Below are 26,636 nucleotides of genomic sequence, written 5' to 3' on the forward strand. Positions count from 1 at the left end.
AATTTTAGAACAGAATGTCATTAGTAGATTTGTCAAAAAACGTTGCGCTGGGAATTGATATTGGCGGAACGAACACAAAATTTGGAGTGGTAAACCACAGAGGCGAAGTTTTGGAAAAAGGAAACATCCGCACAGATGCCTATCCTACTGTAGAAGAATATATTGACGCTTTATACGAGGCGGTTCATCCCCTGATCGAAAGCCATGGAAAAGAGAAAAATTTTGATGGAATCGGGGTTGGTGCTCCCAATGCCAATTACTATACAGGAACGATAGAACAGGCTCCCAATCTTCCGTGGAAAGGAACCATCCCTTTTGCTGAACTCATGTCGGCAAAATTCGGGCTTCCGTGTACCATTACTAATGACGCGAATGCTGCAGCCATCGGAGAAATGCTTTTCGGAGCCGCAAGAGGAATGAAAGATTTCATCATGATTACTCTGGGAACAGGCGTTGGAAGCGGAATTGTTGCAGGTGGAAAACTCATCTACGGACACGACGGATTTGCCGGAGAACTGGGACATACCATCGTAAAACCGGGCGGAAGAAAACACTGGAGCACGGGTTCTGAAGGCTGTCTTGAAGCCTATGCATCCGCAACCGGAATTGCGATTACCGCAAAAAAAATGAGAGCCGAATTCCCTGAATCTTTACTCAATCAGTATCCTGAAGAATCCATCAATTCTAAAACCGTTCACGAATGTGCTATACAGGGCGATCCGATTTCTATTGAAGTGTTCCGATATACCGGACAGAAACTGGGAGAAGCTTTGGCAAATTTTGTAATGTTCTCTTCTCCGGAAGCAATTCTTTTATTTGGCGGCGTGATAAAAGCAGGCGATTTTATTTTAAAGCCTACGAAACTTCACATGGAAAGAAATCTGCTTCCTATTTTCAGAAACAAGGTAAAATTGGTTTTCAGTGAACTTGACGAAGCGGATGCGGCTATTTTAGGCGCAAGTGCTTTGGTTTGGGAAAAATAACCGGAACATTTTGATTATCTGCGTTGATTTCTATTAAATTTTTTAACGCAAAATCAGCACAGATTCTTCAATAATACAGGCATCCTTTTGTAAGGGTGCTTTTTTGTTTTTATATCATCTTTGTAGATGCTTCGACAGGCTCAGCATGACACCGCTAATACTAATCTCTATGAGTAACAAATTTGCGGCACTGTCATCCTGAGCGCGAAGCAGTCGAAGGATTTCTATTCTAACTCAATACTATTATTAAATTCTCTCGCAGATGTTGCGGATAACGCAGATTTTAGATTTTTATCTGATGAAAATATTTTTGAGAATTGTGTTTGAAAAAATTTGTCTCATCTATCATGACAATTTGAATTTTGAACGCCCGATTGAAAAACTTTTCCTTATTTTTGATAGGTTTTTCTCCATCTGTCACAGGAGAAAACAAGAAATTACAATAATTAATTTATGGATAACAACAATTTAGAACAGATTACTTTTGGGGGCGGATGTTTTTGGTGTGTGGAAAGCTGTTTCAATATGCTGAAAGGAGTACAGTCTGCGGTTTCCGGATATTCGGGAGGTCATAAAGACCATCCTACGTATGAAGAGGTATGCACCGGAGAAACCGGACATGCAGAAGTGGTACAGATCACGTACGATCCTGCCGTTATTTCTTACGAACAGTTAATGGATGTTTTCTTTTTCCTTCACGATCCTACGCAGCTTAACAGACAGGGAAATGATATCGGAACACAATACCGTTCTGTTATTTATTACAAAGATGATGCGGAAAAGGCAAAAGCTGAAGCCGCAATTGAGAAATCTAAAGAGTCCGGAAGATGGCAGGGAACCTATGTAACGGAAGTAACGAAATTCGATAAATTCTGGGCAGCGGAACAGTATCACCAAGGATATTATAACGAAAACCCGACCCAGCCGTATTGCAGTGCAGTGGTAGGACCGAAAATTCAGAAGTTTAAAAAGCATTTCGGGGAATTGGGAATGTTGAATGAACAATAATTTATTGTTTATCTGTGATCCATCATCGTGCTTTATTTTAGCACAAAGGATTTTTTAATATCACTGATTACGGATAGCTCCAATAACAACAGAATTCGGGCGGTTTCCTTTGGAAACCGCCCGAATTTTTTTGAAATAGCTGCAAATATATCCTATTCTTCTTCCAGTATCGCATTTTCTCCGGCATATGTTTCAAGGATGTGTTCGGTAACATCTTTTAAGGCTTTTCCATTTTCAGGATGCTTCCCGAGACTTGTAAAAAATTCTACATGATTATTGCTTTTATCGTACCAGACTTTTCCCATTGCATTATCAACAGTAAGTGTATCCGGTCGCATAATCTTTTTCATATTAATAAATGAGTAGCTATGCATTGGTACAACCTCAGCACGAGAATGCAGCGAACTGCTGTCCGTTGCCATATAACGGTCTTTGTCCCAATACATATACGGTTTGTCTGTCGCAGGAGAACCCCATCCCGACATAAATCCTAAAGATTTGGAAGTTTTGCTGTTAGAAAAAAAGACGCCTCCTGTTACCATTAATAAAACGAAAACCATTTCCATAATCCCCAATCCGTTTTTCTTAAAAACATCCGGCAAATTAAAAATTGGCTTATTGGTAATATTGATAACAATCTTCGATAAAGTTTGGCTTACAGCATATTCAATCGTTTTCCAGTCAAGACAAAAATCTCTAAAATTATCATATTCTAAATATCTGCTGAGATCGTCTAAAATTGTTGTCTTTATATTGTAATCTTTATCTTTTTCTACTATTGTTTTATAATAGGTTTCAAAAGATTTATAACTCAAAAAAATATTATAGTCATCATTTAATGATCTTTCGAGATGACTTACAATTCCGTAAAATGATTTTTCCGGAGTATCATTAGACGCTTTTTCGAAAACCTGTTCAAGCAGTTTTCTTTTCTGAGGTAAAAATTTTGACATATTCAACGGTTATTGGTGCGAAAATTATGAAGTTTTACATCAACATCATTACGGTTTTCCGTACTTCCCACTGAAAAAACTTTCCAAAAACTTTCCAAAAACTTTCTAACCCTTGCTCTTCCTTTCGCCGTTACTTTGCCATAGAAATCAGTGAGAAACAAACAATTAAAACAACAGAATAGAACAAAGTTACAAAACTGATTTCAAAAATTACCAGATAAAACGGAAGAAAACTCCGGGTTGGGAAGCAGATGTTTCTCTTCCGTTTTTGAAGGTTCACTTCCCAAAAAAAATTTAAGAAGCGCTTCGAAAATTTTAACAGTGTACAGCTCGGGATTTATCTCCTGAGAGGAAGAAAAATTATCCAAACTCTTATAAAATTTTTAAAAAATGTTAAACTTAATATTAATGCTAATCTCATTAGCGTTCGGGAATAATAATGCCAATACATCATGCAATAACAATGGAAATAATAATAACGGACAGCCAACCACTCAATTGGTAGATCCGGGAACAGGAACTGATCCGGGAGACGGAGTCGATCCGGATGGACCGGGAAGCGGTGGACCAGTTGGAGGAAATACAGGACAACTTCCACCTCCTTTTACCAATCCATAATTTAATACAGGACAGATTGCATAAATCTGTCCTTTTGTTTTACTTTGTAAAAACTAAATCCAATCCATGAAAAATTTTTTCCTAATAACTATACTACTTATAATAAGTTCATGTAAAAGAGATAATAAAAAAACTGAAGATAATGTAAATTTTCAGAAAGCATTCATTTGTAGAGAATCACAATCCTATGACTCCGCTTTTTATTATTACAATTTAGCAAAAAACGACTTAATTACAATTAATGATTCTGTAGGAACAGCAAGATCATTAATTAATATGGGAATGATCCAAACAAAAAAAGGAGATTTTTTAGGTGGAATTGAATCCTCTCTCGAAGCAAATAAATATATTAAGAAAAAGGATGATAAAATCAACAAAAATTTACTTGCAACAAATTATAATAATTTAGCAATCTCATCTAATGCACTCCGAAATTTCAATGATGCACTCTCTTTTTATCTCATTGCAATCAAATATGTTGAAGGAAAAGAAAACACATATATTTGCTATAATAACATTGGTGATTTACTTATAACATTAGATAGCCTTAAGTTAGCTAAGACATATTTAGAAAAAGCAACTCTTGCAGATAGTGCGGTTAATTATTCCAGAGCAATAAATAACTTAGCAAAAGCTAAATATCTTGATGACAAAAACTACAATCCATTACCCGAGTTTTATAAAGCTTTAGAAATAAGACAAAAAAATAACGATGGAGAGGGATTAAATTCAAGTTTCGAAACTTTATCAACATACTATTATGATAAAGACAAAAAGTTGTCTTTAGAGTACGCACAAAAAATGCTTAAAGAAGCAATACAAAATAATAGTCCAGATGATCAGATAACGGCACTAAGAAGAATCATAACTTTACAGCCTGAAAAATATCTTTCAAATTTTAACAAGTTTGATTCCCTCAATTATAATTTACAAACCATAAGAAATAAGCATAAAAGCCAATTTGCAATGGTAAGATATGATGTGGCACAAAAAGATGCAGAAAATCAGAGATTAATTTCACAAGGCTTAATAAAGAGCGCAGGAATTTCTGCTTTAATTTTATTATTATTAGGCACTACATATTGGTACATAAAAAGACAAAAACAATTAAAACAAGTAAAAGAAATCGAAGTCAAAAACACCCAGCTCAAAATGTCGAAAAAAGTGCATGATGTGGTTGCGAATGGATTGTACCATATGATGATTGATGTTCAGAACAATCCTGAAATGGATAAGACCAAGATTCTTAATAATATCGAAAAGATGTACGAAGAATCCAGAGATATTTCTCACGAAAATATCGCTGAAAAGGATTTTGCACAGCGCTTTATTAATATGATTACCTCCTACTCTTCTGAAGAAGTAAAAGTTCTGCCGGTAAGTTATAAAGAAAGCATTTGGGAAAACATTCCTTACAACACACAGCTCGAGCTGTACTACATCATAAGGGAAATTCTTGTGAACATGAAAAAACACAGCAAAGCTCAGCGTGCATCTGTAAAATTTGAAAAAAATGATAAAAATTTAACCATCAGATATACCGATAACGGCGTAGGAATCGATGATCTGGAGCAGCAAAAAGGCACAGGAATCCATAATACGGAAAACCGTATTGAAAGCATTGGAGGAGATATTACTTTTGAAAAAAATCCAACAGGTGGATTAATTATTGAGATAACCATACCAATACAATCGAAATATGTTTAAAAAAGTACTGATAGCCGAAGACCATGAAGTCAGAAATTTAGGAGTGGTAAATGCCCTTACCGAATTACAGATTCCGCATTTTGATTTTGTAAATTATTGTGATGATGCCCTGCAAAAAATAAAAGCCGCTGCAACTGCTGATTCCTATGATCTGCTGATTACAGATCTGTCCTTTGATGAAGATCATATTGAACAGAAAGTCAATTCCGGTCAACAGCTCATTGAAGAAGTCAGAAAAATTCAGCCCAGCCTGAAAGTAATAGCCTTTTCCATTGAGAAGAAACCGAAGATTATTGATGATCTTTTTAAAATACACAACATCAATGGTTTTGTAAGCAAGGGAAGAAATGACGGAAAAGATCTCAGAAGCACCATTAAAAAAGTTTTTTCCGGAGAAACCGTTATTCCGCAGGAGATTTTAAATTCCATAAGAAATACGTCTTTCGAATTTACAGAATACGATGTTACGCTTATTGAGCTCCTCGCCAAAGGATGGAAACAGGGCGACATTGAAAAGTATTTTAAAGAAAATAAAATTACGCCCGACAGCAAAAGCGCCATCGAAAAAAGACTGAATGATCTCCGCTACGAACTGGGAGCCAAAAACAACATCGAACTTGTTGTGATGTGCAAAGACATCGGCATCATCTAAATGCTATACTTCATCGAAAAACTAATAGCCTTTCAGAGATTCTGGAAGGTTTTTTTATTAAATATTCTGCGTTTACGGTTTTCCGTAACGGATCGAAAATTAATGCTCATATTTTTGAAATGTAAAAACAACTAAAAATTATCCGCATGAAAAAAATACTATTAACAGGAGTATTAGGTTTAGGATTATTGTTGCCGACAACCATATCCGCATCAGCAGACCATAGCAACTCAAAAGCAACTACCGAATTTTTCTCTAAAAAAACAAAGAAATCTAAAGCGAAGAAAAGCAGAAAAACAAAGAGAAGCAAAACCAGAAGCTCCAGAACTTATTCTCAAAGCAAAAGATGTACGTATAACGGAAAGCAATTATTCGTTGGATCGAGAGGAGGATGTTATTATTACTCCGGAAACAGCAAAGAATACGTAGATAGATCTTACTGTTCCGGCTGTAACTAAATGTAGAAATCCTAAAAACCAACAACCATGGGAAAATTCGTCATCACACAAAGAGTCAACAAAGAGTATCAGTTTAATCTGAAAGCCGCAAACGGTGAAATTATTTTAACAAGCGAAGGCTACGTTCAGAAAGCATCCTGTATAAAAGGAATTGAATCTGTAAAAATTAATTCTCAGGACGATTCCAGATACGACAGAAGAGAGGCGGTGAACAAGAAAGATTATTTCGTACTGAAAGCAAGAAACGGCGAAATCATTGGGAAAAGTCAGCTTTACAGCACAAAATCCGGAATGGAAAACGGCATTGCTTCCGTAAAACAGAATGCTCCGAAAGCAGAAATTACAGATGAAACTTTAAAGAAATAAAATCATGGATCTTAAAATTAAACTGGAACAGCTTCACCAGAAAGTAATCGGGCTAAAAGACCAGATCGGAACAGAAGAAGCCACAAAAAATGCTTTTGTGATGCCTTTTATTCAGATTTTAGGCTATGATATTTTTAATCCTACAGAAGTGGTTCCCGAACACGTTTGCGACATCGGAACCAAGAAAGGTGAAAAAGTAGATTATGTCATCAAAAACAATGACGAGCCTATTTTCATCATCGAATGCAAACACTGGAAAGAAAGTGCAGATGCCCACAATTCTCAGCTTCACAGATATTATCATGTTTCCAAAACACGATTTGGGGTTTTAACAAATGGGATTGTTTACAATTTCTACACGGATCTGGAAAAGCCCAATATTATGGATGAAAAGCCGTTTTTCACCATCAATATTGAAGATCTGAAAGACAGTTCCATCAAAATTCTGGAAAGCTTCACCAAAAAAGACTACAATCTGGAAAGCATTCTGGATTCTGCGGAAGCATTGAAATACATCAAAGCCATCAGAAAAGAATTCGAAAAGGAAATTGAAAATCCGTCCGATGAACTGGTAAAACTTCTTGTGAACCGTTTCTTCGAAAAGCCGTTAACAGCAAACCGAATGGTCTCGTTTAAAGAATACGCCAAAAAAGCATTAACGACTTCTATTAATGAATCCATCAGTTTCAGACTAAAATCTGCTTTAAGCATTAATGAACAGATCGAACAGCGGGAAGATGATGTAAAAACTTCGCAGCCCATCCATGAAACCAGCGAGTCTAAAATTGTAACCACGGAAGAAGAATTGGAAGGCTTCCAGATTGTAAAAGCTATTCTGCGGGAGAAAATACCTTCTTCAAGAATTGCTTACAGAGATACCCTTTCTTACTTCGGAATTTTACTCGACGACAACAACCGTAAGCCGCTTTGCAGACTGCATTTTAATACCGCCAATAAATATCTGGAGACTTTCCACAACGGAAAAGATGCCGGAGAAAAAGTTTTATTAAACAGTCTGGATGAAATCTACAACTACAGAAATCAGCTTCATCAGACATTAGAAAATTATAATTAATCATGAAAAAACTAATGCCATTCATCATAATCGCCTTCGGTTCTTTTCTTTTAAACTCGTGCTTTAAAGCAAACGACAATATAGGACACGAAGGAAGATGTACAGGTTCTGCCAATTGTACAGCCTGTTCCAACTGTTCGCGGTGCGGACATTGCAGCAGCGGCGGAACCTGCGGAGTTTGCGGAGGCGGCTCTTCAGAAAGTTATTCTTCCGGCAGAAGTTCAATTAGGAAAAGAAAAATCAAGAAACACACTGCTTCCGATTACTACACTTCTTCAAAAACAAAATCCAATAAACCTCAAAAAATTATTATTGATGAGGTAAACGTAGACCTTAGTTCCAACCGATACATTACCGGAATTGCCACCACCAATATTTACAAAAAGCCATCTCTGAAATCTCCCGTTCTAGTAAGAGTTTACAAAAACGAAAAGCTGATTCCACTTTCCAAAGAAGGTTCATGGTACAAAATAAAGGTAAAATCTTCCGGCAAGAAAGGGTATGTTTTTTATAAGGATGTGAAGTAATATCAATCTTAAATGAATCGAATTATTAAAAATAAAAATCTTTGATTTTCTTGCGCCTTAAAAAAGCTGAATTTTAGTAAACTTTGCGTCTTGACGAAAAATCCAACAACAAAAAAGCGAAGAATCAATTCCTCGCTTTTCTTTATTTTCTGAGCATTTCCGTGTGCGGAATGTCGTCTTCCAGATATTTTTTACCGGTGTCTTCAAACCCGAAATCTCCATAAAATTTCAGCAGATAATCCTGCGCAGAAATCCTGATTTCAGAAGTGTGGAAACGGTTTTCGATGGTTTCAACCGCATATTGGATCAATTGCCTGCCTAAGCTTTTTCCTCTTGCCTTTTCTGTGGTTAAAACCCTTCCTATTGAAGCCTCATCATATTTTATTCCTTTATCGAAAATCCTGCAGTTTGCCAAAACTTCGCCGTCTTCTTCTGCCCAGATGTGAACTGCTTTCTGATCATAACCGTCTAAATCCGGATAAGGACAGTTCTGCTCCACTACAAAAACATCAATTCGGGCTTTTAAAACCGCATACAGTTCAGGAACCGTAAATTCGTCAAACGTTTTTATTTTCCAGACAATATTACTCATCAAAGCTTACATTATTATTAATCAAAAATTCATTGGTTTTCTGGATAAAACTTAAAATTTCATCACCACCCTCCTTCTTTTCTGCTGAGGTTACATATAATTCCGGCAGATCTTCCCATGTTTTATGAAGCTCTGCTTTATAATCCTCCACATTTTTAATCACAACATTCGGCTTCAGCTTATCTGCTTTTGTAAACACGATAGAAAACGGAACGCCGCTTTCACCGCACCACTGGATAAATTCCAGATCAATATTTTGCGGTTTGTGTCTGGAATCTACCAGAACAAAAAGATTAACCAGATTTCTTCGGTTCAGAATATAATTGGTGATCAGTTTTTCAAAATCCTTTCTGATCGATTTCGAAACTTTTGCATATCCGTAACCCGGCAAATCCGTAAGATACCAGTTTTCGTTCACTAAGAAATGGTTGATAAGCTGTGTCTTTCCCGGAGTCTGGGACGTTTTAGCCAGATCTTTATGATTCATCATTGCATTGATGAGCGAAGACTTTCCTACATTCGATCTTCCGATGAAAGCATACTCAGGAAGATTCGGTTCCGGGCAATCCTGCCATTTTCCGCTGCTCTTTACAAATGTTGCTGTTTTAATAACCATTTTGTTGAATATTTTTAGAAAAACAAACCATTAAGAAAAGCTCTTAATGGTTATTTTATATTGTTTTTTAAACTTTATCTTTTACCCAGTTATAAAGAATTTCATTGAATTCATCGGGTTTTTCCATCATCGCTGCATGACCGCAGTGATCGATCCAGAACAGATCTGAATTCGGAATAAATTTGTGCATATCTTCCGCAACTTCAGGAGGCGTTACATTATCCTGTTTCCCCCAGATCAGGCACGTAGGTGTTTTAATCTTCGGCAGATCGTTCAGCATATTGTGTTTAATGGCACTTCTTGCCAACATTACGGTTTTTATACCCTTCATTCGATCATTTACCACGGCAAAAACCTCGTCTACCAGATCTTCGGTCGCTACGGAAGGATCATAGAAAACCTCCTCAGTCTTCTTTCTTATATAGGAACGGTCATTCTTTCTCGGAAAACTGTCCCCGAAAGTTCTTTCATAAAGCCCTGAACTTCCCGTAAGAACAAGATTCTTAATTAAATCCGGTCTTGCCAGTGTAAGAATAAGACCGACATGACCGCCCATGGAATTTCCAACAATCGTTACAGGACCTTCAATATGGGTTTCTATAAATTTAGCAATATATTTTGCTAATGTCGTAAGATTAGTATTGAGTACCGGCAAATCGTAGATCGGCAACTGAGGAACATATACCTTGAATCCTCTGTCTGAAAAAAAATCTACCATCTTATCGAAATTACTCAAACCACCCATTAACCCGTGCAACAGCACCAATGGATGTCCTTCCCCCGCTTCTACGAAAGTATATTTCTTTTCTTTTTTTGTACTAAATATCATAAAATGCCTTAATAAAGCCTTGCAAAAATACAAATTAAACCTCAAAAATATTTTGATTACCCTAATTTAAAATAAAAATAATATATCAAACTCTTTTTTAAAGTTTTTTTTAAAAATCTATTTATTATGGCGTAAATAAGAGGTTTATCAACGTCCAACATATCAACCTTTTACACCATCGAAATTAAATCTTTAATAAAACTTATTAACATTAAGGTAAAAAGTGGGAAAAAGTGGGAGATTTTAGAAATTATTATATAAATTTGTCCCAAATGAACAGTTTCATTGGAACATATGAGTGTAAAATTGACGACAAAGGCCGCTTAAAAGTTCCTTCATCTTTAATTAAACAGATGGAAAACTTCGACGACAAGGTGTTTGTAGTCAAAAGATCTGTGTTCCAACCCTGTCTGGAAGTTTATCCGATGAACGCATGGGATAAAGTGATGGGCAAAATTAATAAACTGAACAGATTCATTAAAAAGAATGCTGATTTCATTAGAATGTTTACGGCAGGTGTAAAAATTGTGGAGCTGGATAACGCCGGAAGGTTACAGATTTCGAAAGACCTTACTGTTTTTGCAAATCTTCAGAAAGATATTGTAATTACCAGTGCAGGAGAACTGTTTGAAGTCTGGGATAAGGACGGTTACGAAAAAGTAATCTCCATCAGTGAAGACGATTTTGCGAATCTTGCCGAAGATGTAATGGGCACGTTCGAAGAAGAATAACTGCGTTGTAAAAACGTAAAAAAACACAACTAAAACATGTATCATAACCCCGTTTTGCTGAAGCAGAGTGTTGATGATTTGGTGACGAATCCAGACGGAATATATGTGGACTGTACTTTTGGAGGCGGTGGCCATTCAAGAGAAATATTGAGCAGACTTTCGGATAAAGGAAAACTGTTCAGTTTCGATCAGGACTTAGATGCTCTTAAAAATACAATTGATGATCCGAGATTTACGCTCATCAATCAGAACTTCAGGTTTCTGGAAAACTCTTTATTAATTTACGGAGTTTCTCAGGTGGACGGAATTCTGGCAGATCTGGGCGTTTCTTCGCACCAGTTTGATGAAGCAGAAAGAGGATTCTCTACACGAAGCAACGCTCCGCTGGATATGAGAATGAACGTAATGCAGGGTCTTGATGCCAAAAGAGTCATTAACGATTACGATGAAGAGCAGCTTGCCGACATTTTTTATTATTACGGTGAACTGAGAGAAGCAAGAAAATTAGCAAGAGACATCGTTCATCACAGAAAAACAAACAGCATTGATACAACAGAAGATCTGAAAAAACTGTTCAGTTATCTTCCGCCGCATAAAGTAAATAAATTTTATGCCCAGTTGTTTCAGGCAATACGTATTGAAGTAAACCAGGAGCTGGAAGTTTTAAAAGAAATGCTTGTTCAGGCTTACAACGTTTTAAAACACGAAGGAAGACTGGTGGTCATCTCTTACCATTCTTTAGAAGACAGACTGGTAAAAAGATTTTTGAAAAACGGAATGTTCGAGGGAGAACCCGAAAGAGACATTTACGGAAATTATAAAAAAGCATTCGAGCTGGTAAAGAGCAAAGCCATCATTCCCGATAATAAGGAAATAGAAGAAAACTCAAGAGCCAGAAGTGCTAAAATGAGAACAGGAATAAAAGTATAAATAATGAGCAATGGGCAATAAGCAATTTTTAAATATTACACATTACTCATTACCAATTACTAATAAATAAAGTGGCAAAAAGAACAACAACAAATCGTCCTCAGAAGAGATTAACTTTTATAGACATTATAAAAGGTAACTTCCTGAACCGTGATGAGATTAAAATACATTACAAGTATTTTCTGCTGTTGTTTGTATTGATGATGGCAATGATCTACAGCAATCACCTCGTCAATAAGAAAATTAAAATTGTTAACACACTCAAAGAAGAAACAGAAGAATATAAATCGCGAAACGCTTACGCACAAAGTAAGCTGATAAAAGTAAAAATGGAATCGGAGTTGGGGAAAGAGGTTGCACGGGATTCTTTAATGACCCTCGAAAACCATCCTCATAAATTGCTAATAAAACTGGACAGTACAGATGCAAAAGCAAAATGAATACGACAACAAACGTAAAAAAACGTTACGATGGGGCTACCTCTTTGCAGTGGTGGCTTTGTGCGTGTTTGTAATGTTCCTTGCGCGCATCGTTATTCTTCAGAATACGAACGTTCAGGAAATTAAAGACGATTACATCAACAAAAACTACCGCGAAGCCACTTTAAAAGCAGCAAGAGGAAATCTTTTTGCGTCAGACGGCTCTATTCTGGCAACAACCGTTATGCGTTATGACATCTATCTGGATTTCAAAACGATGAAAGACACCATTTACACCAACAACATTGGTGCTTTAACGGATTCTCTCAGCAAAATGTTCGGAAAGCCAAGAGCAGAATTCAGAAAGAAATTTGACGAGCAGAGAAAAAAGAAAAACCAATACTACACTTTGGTTAAAGGGCTTGATTTTGATCAGTATGACAGAATCCGCAAATTTCCGATTTTTAAAAGAGGCAAAAACAAAGGAGGCTTTATCGTAGACCGAAACTATAAAAGAGAACTGGCTACCTCAGAAATCGGAGCAGGAACCATCGGAATGGACGACGGTGTTCACACAGCAGGTCTTGAAGGCGCTTTCTCTAAATATTTAAGAGGAACAGACGGAAAAAGACTGGAGCAGAGAATCAATTCTTCCCAGTGGAAACCCATTGATTACTGGAAAGTTCAGGAACCGGTTGACGGAGAAGATGTTTATACCACATTAGACCTTAGAATTCAGGATATTGCACATTCCGCTTTACAGAAACAGCTCGTGAACTTCGAAGCAAAACACGGAACCGTAATTGTAATGGAAGTGGAAACCGGAAAAGTCCGCGCCATGGTTAATTTAAGAAGAACTGAAGATGGAGATTATGTAGATTCCTACAATTATGCTTTGAAGGACAACATAGAACCGGGTTCTACCTTTAAAACCATTTCACTTTTAGCAGCAATGGATGACGGTTTCATCGATGAAAATACAACTGTAAATGTAGGAAACGGAATCTGGGTGTACGCAAAACAGAGAATTTCAGACGGTCACGGCGGCGGCACGTACGACATCAGTGATGTGTTGGCTAAATCCAGCAACGTAGGTTCGGCAAAATTAATTACAAAATATTACGCCGAAAAACCTCAGATTTTCTTAGATCATTTAAGAAGATGGAAGCTATTCGATAAAATGGATATTGAACTTCCGGGAATTACAAAACCAAAAATTTTAACTCCCGAAAGCAAAAGATGGAATGCCGCAACTCTCGCATCCATTGCCTACGGATATTCTACAAACATAAACCTGTTGCAGTTAGCCACTTTCTATAACGGAGTCGCAAACAACGGTAAAATGCTGAAGCCTTTATTTATTGATAAAATTATGAAGGACGGAAAAGTAATGTACACGGCAAAACCAGAAGTAATGGTCAACAAAATGGCATCCGAAAAAGCCATTAAAATGATGACCAATGCTTTAACAAAAGCCGTTGAAAAAGGAACAGCAAAAAGTATTTTCACACCAAATTTAAAAATGGCAGGAAAAACAGGAACCGCAAGATTTGAATACTGGCTTCCAGGTCCCATGAAATACCGCTCGTCATTCGCAGGCTTTTATCCTGCTGATAATCCGAAATACACCTGTTATGTAATGATCAGCGAACCGAATACATCGAAAGGATTTTATGGAGCTACCGTTGCCGCACCGGTGTTTAAAGAAATTGCAGGAAAAACATTCCTGAAAACCCCGCAGAATATTGAAAGAGAAATGCTTGTCGACAAAAAGGTAAACCTGAACAAAATGGTGGAACCTAACGTAAAAGTCGCAGTAAATAATAAACAGATGCCCAATGTGGTAGGACTCATCGGTAAAAATGTAATTCCACAGTTGGAAAATTTAGGCTACCGTGTAGATTTTAAGGGTGTTGGAAGAATTAAAGAACAGTTCCCGACAGAAGGCACAACCATAAGCAGAAACCAGAGAATTTATCTGTCTCTGCAGAATTAAAAAAAGAAAAGAACCCGAAGGGTTCAATTATGAATAACCGTAAGTGAAACTTATGGAACAAATAAAGAGAAATGCAGTTAAATGATTTATTAAAAAGAATTCCGGTATTAGAAATTCATGGTGACGACAGCCGTGAAGTTTCAGAATTGGTATTCGACAGCAGAAAGGTTACGGAAAACTCCTTGTATATTGCAATGAGAGGGACGGTTGTGGATGGACATTCATTTATTGCATCTTCGGTGGAAAAAGGAGCCATAGCAATCGTTTGCGAAGAATTCCCTGAAAATATTAATGAAAATGCTACTTATATTAAAGTAAAAGACTCATCTAAAACTTTAGGACATTTAGCATCCAATTTCTACGGTAATCCTTCAGAAAAACTAAAATTAATCGGAGTAACAGGAACCAACGGAAAGACTTCTGTTTCTACCCTGCTTTTTGATGTATTTAAAAATTTAGGATATGATTCCGCTTTGCTTTCTACAGTTGAAATCAGAATCGGAGAAAAGATCATTCCGGCAACACATACCACTCCGGATGTTATTACCATCAATAAAATTTTAGCTCAGGCGGTTGAAGAAGGGTGTGAATTCGCTTTTATGGAAGTAAGCTCCCACGGAATTGCCCAAAACAGAATTGAAGGACTTCACTTTAAAATTGCCGGATTTACCAATCTTACACACGATCATTTAGATTATCATAAAACGTTTGACGAATATCTGAAAACGAAAAAGAGATTTTTCGATCAGTTGGAAGATTCTGCGGTTGCCATCACCAATGTGGATGATAAGAACGGAAATGTGATGCTTCAGAACACAAAAGCCACAAAAAGATCTTATGCTTTGAAGACAATGGCAGATTATCACGGAAAATTACTGGAAGTAGATTTCAACGGAATGCTGCTGAATTTCAACGGAAAAGAATTCTGGACAACACTCACCGGAAAATTCAATGTCTACAACCTCTTATTGGTTTTCGGAATTGCTTCCGAGCTGGGTTTTGAATCAGACGAAATTTTACAGGCAATCAGCAGACTAAAAAGAGTGTCCGGAAGATTTGAGACCTTTAAATCAGACGGTGGAATTTTCTTCATCGTAGATTATGCACACACTCCGGATGCATTGGAAAACATTCTGGACAGCATTAATGATATCAGAACAAAAAATGAAAGACTGATCACCGTTTTCGGATGCGGAGGCGACAGAGATCATTCAAAAAGACCTGAAATGGGAAATATTGCTACGAAAAAATCAACATTGGCAATCATCACTTCAGACAACCCGAGAACAGAAGATCCGGCAGCAATCATCAAAGAAATCGAAGCCGGTGTTGAACCTCAAAACTTCAGCAAGTACACTTCAATTCCGGACAGAAAAGAAGCCATCAAAATGGCAATAAAGTTTGCAGAACCGAAAGATATCGTTCTCGTAGCCGGAAAAGGACACGAAACCTATCAGGAAATAAACGGAGTGAAACATCATTTTGACGACAAAGAAACCATTAATGAACTTTGGAAATTAATGTCAAAATAAGATATATTTAAAGTAAATGAAAACCTCTAAAATCATATTAATAATTTCCGTCGTTTTTGGATTAGGATTGTTAATAGTTTTTCTTTTAAATAATTATTCTAAAAAGAAAATTAAGATTTTAGATTGTGAACAAACTTATGAACTCGACAATCCAAAGCTTGGTTATTTAGAGGTGTCAGAATCAAATGCAAAAGTTGATGTAGCAATTTGCCTTTGTGAAAAATATCTTGAGAATAAAGATAAAAAATATAAAAAAGAAATTTTAAAGTTATATAATGAGCCTTTTGGAGGGATTAGACTAACAATTAAAAATCCCGAGAAAAATATTGATTCGTTATGCAAACACAGAAATAACGTTTTTAAAAAAATGTATAATCTTTAAGAACTGAAATAAAAGAAATGTTATACTACCTATACGAATATTTAACCAGCATGGGAATCCACGTTCCGGGATTGGGACTGTTGAAATACATCTCCTTCCGTGCAGGAATGGCGGTTCTGTTTTCTTTAACCATCGCTTTGGTGTATGGAAAAAGAATCATCAACTATCTGAGAGCAAAACAGATGGGAGAACTGGTGCGTGATCTTGGTCTGGACGGGCAGAAACAAAAAGAAGGTACTCCTACAATGGGAGGTCTTATCATCATTTTGGCAACCTTAATTCCCGTTTTGCTATTCACCAGAATCACAAACGTTTACATTGTTCTTCTGATTGTTTCCGTGATATGGATGGGTGCCATAGGTTTTCTGGATGATTATTTAAAAAAGATCAAAAAAAACAAAGACGGTTTAAGTGGTAAATTCAAAATTGTTGGACAGGTCGGATTAGGGCTAATCGTCGGAGTTACCATGTATTTTCATCCCGATATTACCGTAAAAAGAAAATATGCAGATGCAAAAGTGGTAAACAGAAATAATGTAGAGCAAAACTTTATGCCGACCGAAAAAATAACCGTTTCTACCGTTCCCTTTGCTAAAAACAATGAGTTCGATTACAGCGGAATTCTGTTTTGGATGAACGATAAAGATGCCCACGAATGGGCTTGGATTGTTTTTATCCCAATTGTAATTTTCATCGTAACGGCTGTTTCGAACGGAGCCAATATTACCGACGGAATTGATGGTCTTGCCGCAGGAACCAGTACTGTTATTTTATTAACACTCGGATTGTTTGCCTATCTTTCAGGAAACATCATCTTTGCTGATTATCTGAATATTATGTTCCTTCCAAACATGGGTGAAACCACCATATTCGTGGTCGCAATGGTAGGAGCCGTAATCGGATTCTTCTGGTACAACACCTATCCTGCTCAGGTTTTCATGGGCGACACCGGAAGTCTGATGTTAGGCGGAGTTATTGCCGTTTTAGCGATTATTTTAAGAAAAGAACTCATGATTCCTGTACTTTGCGGAATTTTCCTGATCGAAAATATTTCCGTGATGCTTCAGGTTGTCGTTTTTAAATACAGAAAAAGAAAATTCGGGTTGGAATATGCCCAAAACAATAGACTATTCAGAATGTCCCCTTTACATCACCATTATCAGAAGGGAGGCTTTCATGAGAGTAAAATAGTGAACAGAATGATCATCATCGGAGTAATGCTGGCAATTGTATGCCTGATAACCCTGAAGATGAGATAGAAAATTAATTTAAAAACTGGATGATTTACCTAAGTGAAAAATTCAGTCATTAAATCAAAAATTATATGAAAATAGTTGTTTTAGGAGGAGGAGAAAGTGGTTGCGGAGCTGCCTATCTGGCAAAAAAGAAAGGAATGGAAGTTTTTCTTTCCGATAAAGGTGCCATCAAGGATAACTACAGACAGTTTCTGAACGAGAATGAAATTGAATTCGAAGAAGGAAGCCACGATGAAGAAAGAATTTTAAACGCCGACTGGATTGTAAAAAGTCCGGGAATTCCGAAAAAGGCAGAAATGATTCAGAAAATTAACGAGAAAGGAATAAGACTTTCTTCTGAAATTGAATTTGCTTCGGAATTTACAGATGCGAAAATCATCGCCATCACAGGAAGCAACGGAAAAACAACAACAACGTCTCTCATCTACTACATCCTGAAAAACGACGGATTAAACGTAGGTTTAGGCGGAAATATCGGGTACAGCTTTGCAAAGCAGGTTGCCGATGAAAACCATGAATATTATGTTCTGGAAGTAAGCTCTTTCCAGTTGGACGATATTCAGAATTTCAGACCGTATATTTCTTTATTGTTGAATTTGTCACAGGATCATCTGGATCAGTACAATTATAACTATGAAGAATATGCTCTGGCTAAATTCAGAATAACGGAGAATCAGGAAAATGACAACTTCTTCATCTACAATAAAGATGATGAAATGAGCAAAAATATTCTTGAAAAATTAGAAATTAAAGCGAAAATGATTCCTTTCTCCACCAAAGAAAAACTGGAAGAAGGAGGTTTCATTAACGGCGATACCATTGAGGTAAAAATGAAAGATAACTTCTCAATGAAAATTGATGAATTATCTCTTCTGGGAACGCACAATGTTGCCAACAGCTTAGCCGCGTCAATTGCCGGTAAAATATTGGAAATCAATAATGAAAGCATAAGAAATTCATTAATGACTTTTCAGGCGGTTGAACACAGACTGGAGCTTGTGACTGAAATTGAGGGTGTAAAATACATCAACGACAGCAAGGCAACCAATGTTAATGCAACGTATTACGCTTTAGAAAGTATGAAAACTCCGACCGTTTGGATTGTAGGAGGTTTAGATAAAGGTAATGACTATACTGAAATTGAAGAATTAGTCAAAAGAAAAGTAAAAGCAATTATCTGCTTAGGAATTGATAATGAAAAGATTATCAACTTCTTTAAAGACAAAAAAGAATTTATTTACGACACGTCGAGCATGGAAAAAGCAGTGGAAATCTCAAAATCTCTCGCTGAAAAAGGAGATACGGTTTTACTGTCTCCGTGCTGTGCAAGTTTTGATTTATTCAAAAACTATGAAGACAGAGGTCATCAGTTTAAAGAGCAGGTATTAAAAGCCAATGGCAATTAGCCAAAAGCCAACAGCATTATATATGAACGAACAAGACACAGAAAACAGATTTGAATTCCTGAAGGGCGATAAAGTACTTTGGATGGTCATTCTTGTGATCTCCATTTTCTCTATTTTCCCGGTTTATTCTGCAAGTTCGAATCTGGAATATATCGTCAACAACGGGACCACAACCGGTCACGTTATCAAACATATGTTCTTCGTGGTCTTAGGTTTGGGAATCATGAGAGTAGTCGGAATGGTAAAATACGAATACATCGGAAAACTCAGCAGCATCATGCTTGGTTTAATGGTTATTTTACTGATTGTCACCATGTTCACAGGACAGACCATTGATGGAGCCAGTGCTTCACGATGGCTGAAAATTCCCGGAACGCCGATTTCATTCCAGCCGTCTTCCTTTGCTTTTTTAATGCTGATTATTTATCTGTGCAGATATTTAACCAAGAAAATAACGCGGGAACGGCTTCCGATTGAGAACATCATGTACATCTTCGGTCCCATTCTGCTGGTTTTTGTTTTGGTAGCAAAAGATAATGGTTCAACGGCGTTGATGATTTTAATGGTTTCGGTGATTGTGCTCGTTATCGGACAGTTACACTGGAAGTACATTGCAGGATTTATTTCTGCATCATTCATTGCAATTGTTTTGTTTTTACTGGTGGCTTTAAACACAAACCTAATCGGAGGAAACCGTGTTCACACGTGGATGAGTCGTATTGAAACCTTTACATCCAGCAAAGCAAAAACAGCCGATGTGGATGACGAAAGTGTAAAAGCTAAAAATTATCAGGTGATGATGGCAAAAGCAGCTATCGTACACGGCGGAGTTACAGGAATGGGACCCGGCAAAAGTGCTTTAAAACAAATGCTTCCGCAGTCTGCCTCCGACTTCATTTTCGCCGTGATTGTAGAAGAATACGGAGTGATCGGAGCGGTTTTTCTGGTAAGTTTATATTTAATCATGATTATCCGTATCGTAATGATAGCCAGCAAGATGCCCGCATTTTTCGGCTCTTTGCTCGTTCTCAGCCTCGGAGTAATGATTTTTATACAACTTTCTGTAAATATTGCAGTTGCCGTCAATTTAATCCCTGTTACAGGGCAACCGCTGCCTTTAATAAGTTACGGAGGAACCTCAATGTTGGTAACATATTTGCAGTTAGGAATTATTTTAAACATAAGCTCCAGAATTCAGATTTACGATGAAGAAGGAATGGGCAAAAAACAAAGCATAGCAGAGATTAACGACATTGCTTAAGATAAAAAAAGAATATAAAAAGATTTAAACAGAAATGAATAGTCAATCAGCAGATAGCCAAAAATCAAAATCCATCCGCGTTTTATTATCCGGAGGAGGAACAGGAGGACACATCTTTCCTGCTATTGCTATTGCGGACGAAATCAGAAAAAGATTTCCCGATGCTGAATTTTTGTTCATAGGAGCCAACGGAAAAATGGAAATGGAAAAAGTTCCGCAGGCAGGTTATAAAATCGAAGGAATTGATATTTCCGGAATCAACAGAGGAAATCTTCTGTCGAATCTAGGATTGCCTTTTAAAATTTTAAAAAGTTTATCCAAATCGAAGAAGATTATTAAAAGTTTCGCTCCGGATTTTGCCGTGGGAACAGGAGGTTTCGCAAGCGGACCGGCTTTGTACGAGGCAAGTAAACTGGGAATTCCTATTTTTATTCAGGAACAGAATGCTCATGCAGGAGTTACGAATAAAATTTTAAGTAAAAAAGCAAAAGCCGTATTCACCGCCTATCCGAAAGTGGAAGGATTTCCGGCTGAAAAAATAAAATTTCTGGGGAATCCGATTCGGGAGAATATCATTTCGGGAATGCAGGAAACCACTCAGGCAAAAGAAAAAATGGGCTTGGATAAAGATAAACTGACGATTTTATCTGTCGGAGGATCTTTAGGTTCAAGAACATTAAATAACGGATGGAAAGACAATCTGGAAAACCTTAAAGAAAAAGGATACCAGTTGATCTGGCAAACCGGAAAATTGGATTATAAGGAAATTGTTGATAGTTGGCAGTTGGCAGTTGATGGAAAGACAAACGACCAGCAACTATCAACCAACAACCAAATACAAATTAAGGAATTTATAAAAGACATGGAAACAGCCTATTCTGCAGCAGATGTCATTGTTTCCAGAGCAGGAGCAATTGCCATTTCAGAGTTGGCGGTTGCGCAGAAGCCGGTGTTATTGGTTCCCTTCCCTTTTGCAGCGGAAGACCATCAAACCAAAAACGCAATAAATCTGGTTGAAAAAAATGCAGCCCGAATGGTAAAAGACTCTGAAATGCAGGAAAAATTCTGGAATACCCTTTCAGAAATATGCGAAAATGAAAAAGTAAGAAAAGAAATGTCTGAAAATCTGAAATATTTTGCCAAACCAAATGCAGCAAAAGAGATTGTAGACGAGATTTTTAAAGTGATAAAATAATGCCACGCGAGCTTTCTACATATAGAAAATTCATTTACGAAGATGATGCTTTAGAATTAATAAAAATTCTGGAAGAGAATCATATTGCTTATGAATTGGCAAATAATTCTTCACAATTAGACTCCAGTTTTGGAGGCGATATAAACACAAAACAGTTTGAATTAAAAATTCAAAAAGAAGATTTTAGTCAGGTCGAGAAATTAGAAGAAGATTTAGTTAAAAAAGAAATTGAAAATGTAGATCAAGACTATTACCTTTTTGATTCTTCTGATGAAGAACTGATTGAAATTGTAACAAAAAAAGAAGAATGGAACAAATTTGATTATTTACTCGCTCAAAAAATATTAAAACAAAGAGGAAAGGAAATTAGCCCGGAACTTTTAAATGTGATAAATAAACAAAGAATTAAAGATCTTTCAACTCAGGAAGAAAGTCCGACTTGGTTAATAATAATCGGATACACTTCTGCCTTTTTTGCCGGATTTTTAGGTGTATTTGTTGGAGCTTATTTAATGTATTATAAAAAAGCTTTACCAAATGGTGATAGAATTTATGGCTTTACTAAAAAAGACAGAAGCCACGGACAAAACATTCTAATTATCTCTGCAATAGCTTTTTTTGTATGGATTGGAATAAAACTTTTTAGTTAAATTATAATAAATGAACAATTTAGAAACATATCAAAATTTTTACTTCGTTGGGATCGGAGGGATCGGGATGAGTGCTTTGGCGCGCTATTTCCATGCTTCGGGCAAGAAAGTTTCAGGCTACGATAAAACCAACACCAAACTTACTCAGACTTTAATGAGCGAGGGAATTGATATTGTTTTTGAAGATGTTATTGATGAAAAAATCTCTTCGCTTCAGAAAGAACATACATTAGTTATTTACACTCCGGCGATTAAGAAACTGGACATTTTAGATTATTTCAACAACAATGGGTTTGAAGTATTAAAACGTGCAAAAGTTTTAGGGTTAATCACGGAAAATACAGACTGCATTGCTGTTGCCGGAACTCACGGAAAGACAACCACTTCCACTCTGGTTTCACACCTGTGCAAAGAAGCAGATTTGCCTTTTTCATGTTTTCTGGGAGGAATTTCTGAGAATTTTAAGTCAAATTTCCTCTACAACGGCTCACAATATTCCGTTGTGGAAGCAGATGAATACGACAGAAGCTTTCTAAACCTTTCTCCGGATTGGGCCGTTATTACTTCCACCGATGCGGATCATCTGGATATTTACGGAGATAAAAATACCATTGAAGAAGGATTCAGACAGTTTGCAGCTTTGGTTCCTGAAGACAAACAGCTTTTTGTAAGAAAAGGAATTGAAATCGGAAGACCTCATCAAACCTACGCTGTAAACGAAGTGGCTGATTATTATTCAGATAACCTGAGAATGGAGCATGATAAAATTTATTTTGATTTCCATACGCCAAACGAAACGGTAAAAGATTTTGTCTGGGAAATTCCGGGAATTCACAACGTAGAAAATGCAACCGTTGCGTTGGCTATTTTAAACAGTTTAGGAGTAGATTTCGAAACACTGAAAAAAGCAATTGCCAATTTCAAAGGAATTAAAAGAAGATATACAAAACACATCTACGAAAACGGTAAAATTTACATCGACGATTATGCACATCATCCAACAGAAATTAATGCGGTGATGGGTTCAATCCGGACATTTTACCCTGAAAAGAAATTATTGGTCGTTTTCCAACCTCATCTTTTCAGCAGAACAAGAGATTTTGCAGACGGATTCGCAGAAAGTTTAAGTAAAGCTGATGAACTGATTTTGCTTGATATTTATCCGGCAAGAGAACTTCAGGAAAATTTTGAAGGAATCACTTCCGATTGGTTACTGGAAAAAGTTAATTTAGATAAAAAAGAAGTTTCAACATTAAGCGAAGCTTTCAGCAAAATAAAAGAAAAAGATTTTGACATTCTCCTTACAGTAGGGGCAGGAAATATAGACACGCTATATGATCCCGTCTGTGATTGGATAGAGAGAATTTAATTAATATAACGCAACGGACACAAAGAATTTTTTGAAAACACGAAAATTTGTTCGCAAAGGCGTTTCACTCAGCAAATGATAGCTGAAAATATCATTTCAGAGTAAATAAAACACACAATGACAGAAAATGAAATTTCAAATATTGTTTTTGATGCAGGGATGAAAGTGCACCGAAAACTGGGAATCGGACTTTATGAAAATGTTTATGAGCAATGTTTAATTCACGAGTTAAAAAATAGCGGATTGAACATTGAAAGTCAAAAAGATATTAGTGTCAATTATGAAGGTTTAATTATTGAGAAAGCATTCAGAGTTGACTTATTAATTGAAAATAAAGTAATTATAGAAATAAAAGCAGTTCCGGAAATTAATAAATATCATTTTTTCCAAATTCTTAATTATTTAAGAACTACAGAAATGAAATTAGGGATGATTTTAAATTTTCATTCTACCTTATTTAAAGATGGAGTAAAAAGAGCAGTAAACAAATTATAAAAAATATTTTCAGCTATCATTTGCTGAGTGAAACGCCTTTGCGAACATAAAAATAAAAAGCAAGAATTTAAAGAAAAACCTTGCGCCCGTAGCGTTAAAAAAGCTAAAAAACAAAAATGAAAAATAAATACAGAATATTAAAAATTGCCATCACAGTAATCATCCTTGGATTTCTGTTGAGTTTCTCTTTGAAGAAATTCAGCGGACAGAAGATTACGGACAATAAAATTTCTGTGAAAATGAATGAAAAAACACCGGTTTACTTCATTGATGAAAAAGATATCCGGGAAATTGTAAAAAAGGAAAACCCTTCTGGAAAAGTCGGGGATCTTAATATTCCGGCGCTGGAAAAAAAGATCAACAATCTTCCGGCGGTAGACAGTGCAAATGTTTATTTAAACCTGAACGGAAAACTTAATTTAGACATCAAACAGAGGGTTCCTATTTTCAGATTAAATAAAGAAGGCAGAGATTTTTATGTAGATGAAAAAGGTATAGAATTTCCGATCTCCAAAACCTATTCTCATCCATGTATGCTCGTAACAGGAAATGTGAAAAAAGAAGAGTATGAAAAGCTTGCCGAACTGGTTGAAAAGATCGACAAAGACGATTTCAGCAAAAAATATTTTATCGGAATATCCAAAGACCGAAACGGCGACTATAATCTTCTTACCAGTGAAGGAAATTACAAAGTCGAGATCGGGGATTTAGATAATATCGATTTCAAAGTAAAAGGATTTAAAGCCTTTGTAGAAAAATATCTTGTGTATCAGGATCCGGAAAAATACAGTATGGTTTCTATTAAATATCAGAACCAGATTGTAACCACCTTAAATCCTAATTACAAAGAAAACGACAGTATTTTAAAAGCAGCCAATATAGAACTGGCAAAAGCTCCGGTTGCCGTTGCCAAAAGTGTGGAACCAAAGCCTAAAGCCGAAGTTAAAAAAGAAATTAAGAAAACGGGGAATCCTTCAAAACCGAAGGTAACCCAAGCAAAAAAAACTGAGAAACCTACGGCGTCAAAACCGAAAACTAAAGCAAAAGTTAAGATAGAATAAAAATAAAAAAACATCAATATCCATAGGCAAAAACCTATGATCCTTATTAAAACAGGAACTGAAAAACGAAAAAATCAAATCGGTATAAAAATGGAAAATCAAGAGTATTCAGTAGGTCTGGACATCGGGACAACAAAGATTGTTGCGATTGTCGGAAGGAGGAATGCACACGGGAAAATAGAAGTTCTCGGTGTAGGAAAGGCGAAAAGTCTTGGTGTTCACAAAGGTATTGTGAATAATATTTCACAGACCATTAATTCAATCAAAGCTGCTGTGTCTGAAGCACAGTCCAGCGCAGGAGTTCCGATCCGTAAAGTTACGGTAGGAATCGCAGGGAAACACATCCGTTCTCTGCAGCACTCCGATTATATTATGCGTGAACATCCGGATAAATTCATCACAGACGACGACATTGAAGCATTAAAAGATCAGGTAAAAAAACTGGTGATGCTTCCTGGAGAAGAAATCATTCACGTTTTACCGCAGGAATACAAAGTAGATTCCGAAGGTGAAATTCAGGAACCGGTCGGGATGCACGGTAAGCGTTTAGAGGCTAACTTCCATGTGGTTGTAGGACAGATGGGAAGCATTCGCAATATCGCGAGATGCGTGAGAGAAGCAGGGCTTGAAATGGAAGCTCTTACCCTTGAACCTTTAGCATCCTCTGAAGCGGTTCTTACAAAAGAAGAAAAAGAGGCAGGAGTTGCCATTGTAGATATCGGAGGCGGTACTACAGACATTGCCATCTTTAAAGATAATATCATCCGTCATACCTGTGTTATCCCTTACGGAGGAGGAATTATTACGGAAGACATCAAGGAAGGCTGTTCTATCATCGAGAAACATGCAGAACAACTGAAAGTAAAATTCGGTTCTGCCGTTCCTGAGCTTGAAAAAGACAGCACGTATGTTACCATTCCCGGACTTCACGGAAGACCGGATAAAGAAATTTCCCTGAAAACTTTAGCACAGATCATCAATGCACGAGTGGAGGAAATTCTGGAAATGGTAAATACAGAGCTAAAGGCTTACGGAGCTTTTGAACAAAAGAAAAAACTGATTGCAGGAATCGTATTAACGGGTGGTGGATCCAACCTGAAACACCTTCGTCAGCTTGCCAATTATACAACAGGATTCGACAGCAGAATCGGATTTGCAAATGAGTATGTGGCGAATGATAAAAATCAGTATCTTAAAGGTCCCGAATTTGCGACTTCCATTGGTTTATTAATGGAAAGTTTAAAAATCAGGGATAAAAAGCTGAACACGGTAGAAGACACTCCTGTTTTGGAAAAAGAGCAGCCGGAAAATGCTGCTGCACAAGCTGCGATTGAAACTTCACAACCCGCTCCGCAGGAAGTTGCCCCGATACAGGAACAACAGCCTAGAGAAGAACAGCATGAGAATAAAAAGGCGGCAAAACTCACTTTCGGGCAGTCGCTGATGGAAAAAGTAAAAAAATTCTTTGAAGAAGTAGAATAAATGATAAAAGATCAGTGATAATTGATGATTTATTTTTAATTAAAACAAAATCATTATTCATTTATCGCTTATCAATTATAATTATTA

At 36.7% G+C, this 26,636-nt stretch carries 28 protein-coding genes; 24 read left to right on the plus strand and 4 right to left on the minus strand.

The genetic code is table 11. The annotated features are described in order from the left end of the window. The first annotated feature begins 14 nt into the window (after positions 1 to 14). Together B0E34_RS03935 and msrA are read left to right on the plus strand one after the other, a co-directional pair. Complete coding sequence (locus tag B0E34_RS03935; RefSeq protein WP_087706940.1) at positions 15 to 983, plus strand: ROK family protein; 969 nt, start codon at positions 15 to 17, stop codon at positions 981 to 983. A gap of 453 nt (positions 984 to 1,436) precedes the next feature. Beyond that, positions 1,437 to 1,991 carry a peptide-methionine (S)-S-oxide reductase MsrA gene (gene msrA / locus B0E34_RS03940; RefSeq protein WP_087706943.1) on the plus strand — a complete coding sequence of 185 codons (555 nt, stop codon included), beginning with the start codon at positions 1,437 to 1,439 and terminating at the stop codon, positions 1,989 to 1,991. 152 nt (positions 1,992 to 2,143) lie between these two features. Here msrA and B0E34_RS03945 read toward each other — a convergent pair whose 3' ends face one another. After that, positions 2,144 to 2,944, minus strand: coding sequence for a hypothetical protein (locus B0E34_RS03945; protein ID WP_087706946.1), 801 nt, complete (start codon positions 2,942 to 2,944; stop codon positions 2,144 to 2,146). A 408-nt stretch (positions 2,945 to 3,352) separates the two neighbouring features. Here B0E34_RS03945 and B0E34_RS03950 point away from each other — a divergent pair, with 408 nt between their 5' ends. The 7 genes from B0E34_RS03950 to B0E34_RS03980 all read left to right on the plus strand — a co-directional run bounded on the left by B0E34_RS03950 (position 3,353) and on the right by B0E34_RS03980 (position 8,347). Further along, the gene (locus tag B0E34_RS03950; protein WP_087706948.1) at positions 3,353 to 3,562 is read left to right on the plus strand and encodes a hypothetical protein; all 210 of its coding nucleotides are present in this window, start codon (positions 3,353 to 3,355) and stop codon (positions 3,560 to 3,562) included. A 66-nt stretch (positions 3,563 to 3,628) separates the two neighbouring features. After that, a complete protein-coding gene (locus B0E34_RS03955; RefSeq protein ID WP_087706951.1) occupies positions 3,629 to 5,269 on the plus strand; it encodes a tetratricopeptide repeat-containing sensor histidine kinase in 1,641 nt (546 codons plus the stop codon). Then, positions 5,262 to 5,921 (plus strand): response regulator, encoded by a 660-nt coding sequence (locus tag B0E34_RS03960; RefSeq protein WP_087706953.1) that lies wholly within the window; start codon positions 5,262 to 5,264, stop codon positions 5,919 to 5,921. Before B0E34_RS03955 ends, B0E34_RS03960 begins: the two co-directional genes overlap by 8 nt. A 146-nt stretch (positions 5,922 to 6,067) precedes the next feature. Next, a complete protein-coding gene (locus B0E34_RS03965; RefSeq protein ID WP_087706956.1) occupies positions 6,068 to 6,379 on the plus strand; it encodes a hypothetical protein in 312 nt (103 codons plus the stop codon). A gap of 27 nt (positions 6,380 to 6,406) precedes the next feature. Further along, on the plus strand, positions 6,407 to 6,745 hold the full coding sequence (locus B0E34_RS03970) for a YegP family protein (RefSeq protein WP_087706959.1): 339 nt from the start codon (positions 6,407 to 6,409) through the stop codon (positions 6,743 to 6,745). A 4-nt stretch (positions 6,746 to 6,749) separates the two neighbouring features. After that, complete coding sequence (locus tag B0E34_RS03975) at positions 6,750 to 7,820, plus strand: type I restriction endonuclease (protein WP_087706962.1); 1,071 nt, start codon at positions 6,750 to 6,752, stop codon at positions 7,818 to 7,820. Positions 7,821 to 7,822: 2 nt separating this feature from the next. Continuing rightward, positions 7,823 to 8,347 (plus strand): SH3 domain-containing protein, encoded by a 525-nt coding sequence (locus B0E34_RS03980; protein WP_087706965.1) that lies wholly within the window; start codon positions 7,823 to 7,825, stop codon positions 8,345 to 8,347. Between the two features lie 142 nt (positions 8,348 to 8,489). Here the strand turns inward: B0E34_RS03980 and B0E34_RS03985 are convergent, their stop codons facing one another. The 3 genes from B0E34_RS03985 to B0E34_RS03995 all read right to left on the minus strand — a co-directional run bounded on the left by B0E34_RS03985 (position 8,490) and on the right by B0E34_RS03995 (position 10,384). Next, the gene (locus B0E34_RS03985) at positions 8,490 to 8,939 is read right to left on the minus strand and encodes a GNAT family N-acetyltransferase (protein WP_087706968.1); all 450 of its coding nucleotides are present in this window, start codon (positions 8,937 to 8,939) and stop codon (positions 8,490 to 8,492) included. Beyond that, the gene (yihA, locus tag B0E34_RS03990; protein WP_087706970.1) at positions 8,932 to 9,555 is read right to left on the minus strand and encodes a ribosome biogenesis GTP-binding protein YihA/YsxC; all 624 of its coding nucleotides are present in this window, start codon (positions 9,553 to 9,555) and stop codon (positions 8,932 to 8,934) included. Before yihA ends, B0E34_RS03985 begins: the two co-directional genes overlap by 8 nt. A gap of 67 nt (positions 9,556 to 9,622) precedes the next feature. Then, entirely contained in the window at positions 9,623 to 10,384 is a 762-nt protein-coding gene (locus B0E34_RS03995) for an alpha/beta fold hydrolase (protein WP_087706973.1), read from the minus strand. A gap of 272 nt (positions 10,385 to 10,656) precedes the next feature. Here B0E34_RS03995 and mraZ point away from each other — a divergent pair, with 272 nt between their 5' ends. From mraZ to ftsA, 15 genes are all read left to right on the plus strand, one after another. Further along, positions 10,657 to 11,115, plus strand: a complete 459-nt coding sequence (mraZ, locus tag B0E34_RS04000) for a division/cell wall cluster transcriptional repressor MraZ (protein WP_087706975.1) — start codon at positions 10,657 to 10,659, stop codon at positions 11,113 to 11,115. Positions 11,116 to 11,151: 36 nt separating this feature from the next. Further along, complete coding sequence (gene rsmH, locus B0E34_RS04005) at positions 11,152 to 12,045, plus strand: 16S rRNA (cytosine(1402)-N(4))-methyltransferase RsmH (RefSeq protein ID WP_087706978.1); 894 nt, start codon at positions 11,152 to 11,154, stop codon at positions 12,043 to 12,045. Positions 12,046 to 12,116: 71 nt separating this feature from the next. Continuing rightward, entirely contained in the window at positions 12,117 to 12,485 is a 369-nt protein-coding gene (locus tag B0E34_RS04010) for an FtsL-like putative cell division protein (RefSeq protein ID WP_076391186.1), read from the plus strand. Continuing rightward, a complete protein-coding gene (locus tag B0E34_RS04015) occupies positions 12,469 to 14,460 on the plus strand; it encodes a penicillin-binding transpeptidase domain-containing protein (RefSeq protein ID WP_087706981.1) in 1,992 nt (663 codons plus the stop codon). Before B0E34_RS04010 ends, B0E34_RS04015 begins: the two co-directional genes overlap by 17 nt. A 71-nt stretch (positions 14,461 to 14,531) precedes the next feature. Further along, on the plus strand, positions 14,532 to 15,992 hold the full coding sequence (locus B0E34_RS04020) for a UDP-N-acetylmuramoyl-L-alanyl-D-glutamate--2,6-diaminopimelate ligase (RefSeq protein WP_087706984.1): 1,461 nt from the start codon (positions 14,532 to 14,534) through the stop codon (positions 15,990 to 15,992). Between the two features lie 16 nt (positions 15,993 to 16,008). Then, on the plus strand, positions 16,009 to 16,374 hold the full coding sequence (locus tag B0E34_RS04025) for a hypothetical protein (RefSeq protein ID WP_087706985.1): 366 nt from the start codon (positions 16,009 to 16,011) through the stop codon (positions 16,372 to 16,374). A gap of 17 nt (positions 16,375 to 16,391) precedes the next feature. Further along, positions 16,392 to 17,633, plus strand: a complete 1,242-nt coding sequence (mraY, locus tag B0E34_RS04030; RefSeq protein ID WP_076391180.1) for a phospho-N-acetylmuramoyl-pentapeptide-transferase — start codon at positions 16,392 to 16,394, stop codon at positions 17,631 to 17,633. Between the two features lie 65 nt (positions 17,634 to 17,698). Next, positions 17,699 to 19,036, plus strand: coding sequence for a UDP-N-acetylmuramoyl-L-alanine--D-glutamate ligase (murD, locus tag B0E34_RS04035; protein WP_087706988.1), 1,338 nt, complete (start codon positions 17,699 to 17,701; stop codon positions 19,034 to 19,036). A 22-nt stretch (positions 19,037 to 19,058) separates the two neighbouring features. Beyond that, positions 19,059 to 20,297: an FtsW/RodA/SpoVE family cell cycle protein gene (locus tag B0E34_RS04040; protein ID WP_076391176.1), complete on the plus strand. Its 1,239-nt coding sequence runs from the start codon at positions 19,059 to 19,061 to the stop codon at positions 20,295 to 20,297. Between the two features lie 34 nt (positions 20,298 to 20,331). Then, positions 20,332 to 21,492, plus strand: coding sequence for an undecaprenyldiphospho-muramoylpentapeptide beta-N-acetylglucosaminyltransferase (gene murG / locus B0E34_RS04045; RefSeq protein WP_087706991.1), 1,161 nt, complete (start codon positions 20,332 to 20,334; stop codon positions 21,490 to 21,492). Beyond that, on the plus strand, positions 21,492 to 22,142 hold the full coding sequence (locus B0E34_RS04050; protein ID WP_087706994.1) for a hypothetical protein: 651 nt from the start codon (positions 21,492 to 21,494) through the stop codon (positions 22,140 to 22,142). The genes murG and B0E34_RS04050 overlap by 1 nt, the downstream gene beginning before the upstream one ends. Before the next feature lie 10 nt (positions 22,143 to 22,152). Then, a complete protein-coding gene (murC, locus tag B0E34_RS04055; protein ID WP_087706996.1) occupies positions 22,153 to 23,511 on the plus strand; it encodes a UDP-N-acetylmuramate--L-alanine ligase in 1,359 nt (452 codons plus the stop codon). A gap of 117 nt (positions 23,512 to 23,628) precedes the next feature. Then, a complete protein-coding gene (locus tag B0E34_RS04060; protein ID WP_087706999.1) occupies positions 23,629 to 24,006 on the plus strand; it encodes a GxxExxY protein in 378 nt (125 codons plus the stop codon). A 116-nt stretch (positions 24,007 to 24,122) separates the two neighbouring features. Beyond that, positions 24,123 to 25,067 (plus strand): cell division protein FtsQ/DivIB, encoded by a 945-nt coding sequence (locus B0E34_RS04065; protein ID WP_087707001.1) that lies wholly within the window; start codon positions 24,123 to 24,125, stop codon positions 25,065 to 25,067. Between the two features lie 90 nt (positions 25,068 to 25,157). Then, positions 25,158 to 26,549: a cell division protein FtsA gene (ftsA, locus tag B0E34_RS04070; RefSeq protein WP_087707063.1), complete on the plus strand. Its 1,392-nt coding sequence runs from the start codon at positions 25,158 to 25,160 to the stop codon at positions 26,547 to 26,549. Positions 26,550 to 26,636: the final 87 nt, after the last annotated feature.

Source organism: Chryseobacterium mucoviscidosis (assembly GCF_002177115.1).
Taxonomy (GTDB): domain Bacteria; phylum Bacteroidota; class Bacteroidia; order Flavobacteriales; family Weeksellaceae; genus Chryseobacterium; species Chryseobacterium mucoviscidosis.

What these genes read in the sequence shown, in the direction of transcription:
- yihA (WP_087706970.1), bottom strand. Translation starts at nt 9,555, where the DNA reads ATGGTTATTAAAACAGCAACATTTGTAAAGAGCAGCGGAAAATGGCAG.
- murD (WP_087706988.1), top strand. Translation starts at nt 17,699, where the DNA reads ATGAAAATAGTTGTTTTAGGAGGAGGAGAAAGTGGTTGCGGAGCTGCC.
- msrA (WP_087706943.1), top strand. Translation starts at nt 1,437, where the DNA reads ATGGATAACAACAATTTAGAACAGATTACTTTTGGGGGCGGATGTTTT.
- B0E34_RS04020 (WP_087706984.1), top strand. Translation starts at nt 14,532, where the DNA reads ATGCAGTTAAATGATTTATTAAAAAGAATTCCGGTATTAGAAATTCAT.
- B0E34_RS03945 (WP_087706946.1), bottom strand. Translation starts at nt 2,944, where the DNA reads ATGTCAAAATTTTTACCTCAGAAAAGAAAACTGCTTGAACAGGTTTTC.
- B0E34_RS04015 (WP_087706981.1), top strand. Translation starts at nt 12,469, where the DNA reads ATGCAAAAGCAAAATGAATACGACAACAAACGTAAAAAAACGTTACGA.
- B0E34_RS03970 (WP_087706959.1), top strand. Translation starts at nt 6,407, where the DNA reads ATGGGAAAATTCGTCATCACACAAAGAGTCAACAAAGAGTATCAGTTT.
- mraZ (WP_087706975.1), top strand. Translation starts at nt 10,657, where the DNA reads ATGAACAGTTTCATTGGAACATATGAGTGTAAAATTGACGACAAAGGC.
- B0E34_RS04040 (WP_076391176.1), top strand. Translation starts at nt 19,059, where the DNA reads ATGAACGAACAAGACACAGAAAACAGATTTGAATTCCTGAAGGGCGAT.
- B0E34_RS03995 (WP_087706973.1), bottom strand. Translation starts at nt 10,384, where the DNA reads ATGATATTTAGTACAAAAAAAGAAAAGAAATATACTTTCGTAGAAGCG.
- B0E34_RS03975 (WP_087706962.1), top strand. Translation starts at nt 6,750, where the DNA reads ATGGATCTTAAAATTAAACTGGAACAGCTTCACCAGAAAGTAATCGGG.
- B0E34_RS03950 (WP_087706948.1), top strand. Translation starts at nt 3,353, where the DNA reads ATGCTAATCTCATTAGCGTTCGGGAATAATAATGCCAATACATCATGC.
- B0E34_RS04065 (WP_087707001.1), top strand. Translation starts at nt 24,123, where the DNA reads ATGAAAAATAAATACAGAATATTAAAAATTGCCATCACAGTAATCATC.
- B0E34_RS03965 (WP_087706956.1), top strand. Translation starts at nt 6,068, where the DNA reads ATGAAAAAAATACTATTAACAGGAGTATTAGGTTTAGGATTATTGTTG.
- B0E34_RS03935 (WP_087706940.1), top strand. Translation starts at nt 15, where the DNA reads ATGTCATTAGTAGATTTGTCAAAAAACGTTGCGCTGGGAATTGATATT.
- rsmH (WP_087706978.1), top strand. Translation starts at nt 11,152, where the DNA reads ATGTATCATAACCCCGTTTTGCTGAAGCAGAGTGTTGATGATTTGGTG.
- murC (WP_087706996.1), top strand. Translation starts at nt 22,153, where the DNA reads ATGAACAATTTAGAAACATATCAAAATTTTTACTTCGTTGGGATCGGA.
- B0E34_RS03985 (WP_087706968.1), bottom strand. Translation starts at nt 8,939, where the DNA reads ATGAGTAATATTGTCTGGAAAATAAAAACGTTTGACGAATTTACGGTT.
- B0E34_RS03960 (WP_087706953.1), top strand. Translation starts at nt 5,262, where the DNA reads ATGTTTAAAAAAGTACTGATAGCCGAAGACCATGAAGTCAGAAATTTA.
- B0E34_RS03980 (WP_087706965.1), top strand. Translation starts at nt 7,823, where the DNA reads ATGAAAAAACTAATGCCATTCATCATAATCGCCTTCGGTTCTTTTCTT.
- ftsA (WP_087707063.1), top strand. Translation starts at nt 25,158, where the DNA reads ATGGAAAATCAAGAGTATTCAGTAGGTCTGGACATCGGGACAACAAAG.
- B0E34_RS04060 (WP_087706999.1), top strand. Translation starts at nt 23,629, where the DNA reads ATGACAGAAAATGAAATTTCAAATATTGTTTTTGATGCAGGGATGAAA.
- mraY (WP_076391180.1), top strand. Translation starts at nt 16,392, where the DNA reads ATGTTATACTACCTATACGAATATTTAACCAGCATGGGAATCCACGTT.
- murG (WP_087706991.1), top strand. Translation starts at nt 20,332, where the DNA reads ATGAATAGTCAATCAGCAGATAGCCAAAAATCAAAATCCATCCGCGTT.
- B0E34_RS04025 (WP_087706985.1), top strand. Translation starts at nt 16,009, where the DNA reads ATGAAAACCTCTAAAATCATATTAATAATTTCCGTCGTTTTTGGATTA.
- B0E34_RS03955 (WP_087706951.1), top strand. Translation starts at nt 3,629, where the DNA reads ATGAAAAATTTTTTCCTAATAACTATACTACTTATAATAAGTTCATGT.
- B0E34_RS04050 (WP_087706994.1), top strand. Translation starts at nt 21,492, where the DNA reads ATGCCACGCGAGCTTTCTACATATAGAAAATTCATTTACGAAGATGAT.